The sequence below is a fragment of the Parashewanella hymeniacidonis genome (assembly GCF_016900895.1).
Lineage (GTDB): Bacteria > Pseudomonadota > Gammaproteobacteria > Enterobacterales > Shewanellaceae > Parashewanella > Parashewanella hymeniacidonis.
Genome location: NZ_JAFEUN010000250.1, coordinates 1 through 1,937 on the forward strand (window position 1 = coordinate 1; position 1,937 = coordinate 1,937).

2 protein-coding genes are annotated in these 1,937 nt (G+C 45.8%); both read left to right on the forward strand.

Annotated features, from left to right (window positions below; translation table 11 throughout):
* Positions 1-171 precede the first annotated feature (171 nt).
* Positions 172-630: a relaxase/mobilization nuclease domain-containing protein gene (locus JQC92_RS22110; RefSeq protein WP_420851340.1), complete on the forward strand. Its 459-nt coding sequence runs from the start codon at positions 172-174 to the stop codon at positions 628-630.
* Positions 631-946: 316 nt separating this feature from the next.
* Positions 947-1,474, forward strand: a complete 528-nt coding sequence (locus tag JQC92_RS23410) for a hypothetical protein (protein WP_239480687.1) — start codon at positions 947-949, stop codon at positions 1,472-1,474.
* Positions 1,475-1,937: the final 463 nt, after the last annotated feature.

Consider the following 1,937-nt stretch of genomic DNA (forward strand, 5'->3'; position numbering starts at 1 on the left):
GCAGGCTGGGAAACGATTTGGGAAGGTTGGGATACCCTTCAATCTTATGTCGTTGGATATAGGATGGCGAAAGAAATGCTAGCTGACGGAGAAATGCTCTGAGATCTGATCAAGAGACAGGGCCATCCTCCTCAAGTCGTTCGTGGCTCACCAGAAAACACCAAACACCTCATCGATAGCCTCGAATTTAAACACAAATACACCTCCGGCGTGTTGTCGTTCGCACCAAATGAAAAGATAACGCCAAAGCAAGAAAACGCCATTATTGAACGGTTTGAGCAAATGGCGTTTGCCGGTCTCTATGCGGATCAATACAACATCCTCTGGGTACGTTATACCCATGCAGGACATCACGAACTCCATTTCGTCACCCCAAGAGTCGAACTCAGTACCGGTAACAGCCTCAACATCAAGCCACCAGGGGAGAGAACTCAACAGCATTTTGACGATTTTCGTAGCGAAATAAATGCCCGTTACGGACTCTCCGATCCAGACGACCCTGATCGAATGCGAAATATCGCGATTCCCGATCATGAACTCAAAATAACCGCAGAGTCTCTCAGACGCTCTCTAAGCGCTTCTGACAACCCAAGAACAGCAATACGCAATACTCACTCAAAGAGCCACTGAGGGGGCAATTAGGAGTCGTGACGACCTAATTGAACAGATAAATGAACTCGAACTCACCGTAACCCGAACGGGGAAGGATTATATCACCGTCTGTGATCCCCAAACCAACCAACGTTGGCGACTTAAAGGAGCCCTGTATGGAGAAAGATTCGAACTTAGTACAGCGATTGAAAGCCCAGCACGCCAAGGAAAGCGAGATTATTCAAAACCTGATCCAGCAGCAGCTCAGCGATTTGAGGCAAGAGTTGAGCGTCACATATCAGCAAGAACTGAATACCATCAAAAACGATATCCACAAGCAACGCAGCGGCCTCTCATGGCGATTACTCAGGAGTCGAATACTCTGGCCGTTCTTGATAGCTCTGAGCCTCTCAGCCGGACTTTGGTTCGGCAATTGGGCAACGATGCGTTACTTGACCGAAGAGATCATGATCCTGCAGCAGGGCGTGAACGATCTGGAACAACAGGGGGGCAAGATCAATCTAGCGACTTGTGGCAAGAAGAGCCGCAAGTGTGTGCAGATCGATTTGAAAGCCAGAGCCTACGGGGAAAACAGCGATTATCGAGTGATAAAGGGGTATTAAATGACCGAACTGGAAACCCATTTGTTGAACGCATTAAAGCGTTTGGAGAACGAGTTCAGCAAGCAACAGAGCGCCTTAGAACAATCACAACAAGCTTTGCAAGAGATGTTCAATCATACCTTGGATCAAAACAACAAACTTCGTTGGGAAGTGAAATGCTTGAGCGATCAAATCAGCAAGTTAAGCAAATAATCGATCAACGACAAAAGACGATTAAATTAAACAATGAATCTGAACGAGGGCATGGTTTTAGTCGTTAATATCTTGATAATGTAACAAAATCAACTCAATTTGAATATTTTCCTTGCTAAGCCGTCGCAAAGCGACAAGCCCCGCAGGGAAACCAGCCTGCGGCTTAGATAGGGTTTAACGGTCGAAGACAAAACCATCCTCCAGTCTAAAGCTGTTAATTCTTCGCCCCTAGATGCAAAGCAGCTAGGAAATGGCGAGGCATTATTGCTCTTGGAGTATGCCGGAAACGAACGAAGTGAGGGGAAGGGCTGGCAGGGGCAGAGCCCCTAAGAAGGGTTCTTACTCCGAAATTACAAAGAAACGTCGAGTTATCCACAGCTGTTTTTCTTTTTTAATCTTTCTTGTTTATTACAATAGTTCGGACAGTTTTATGAACTGAGCTTAATTATTCGAAATCATGAGCAGGGTTTGCGAGAATATAGTTTGTAAAAAAGACCCTGAAACCACCGCTCATGATTACTCTAGTAAATT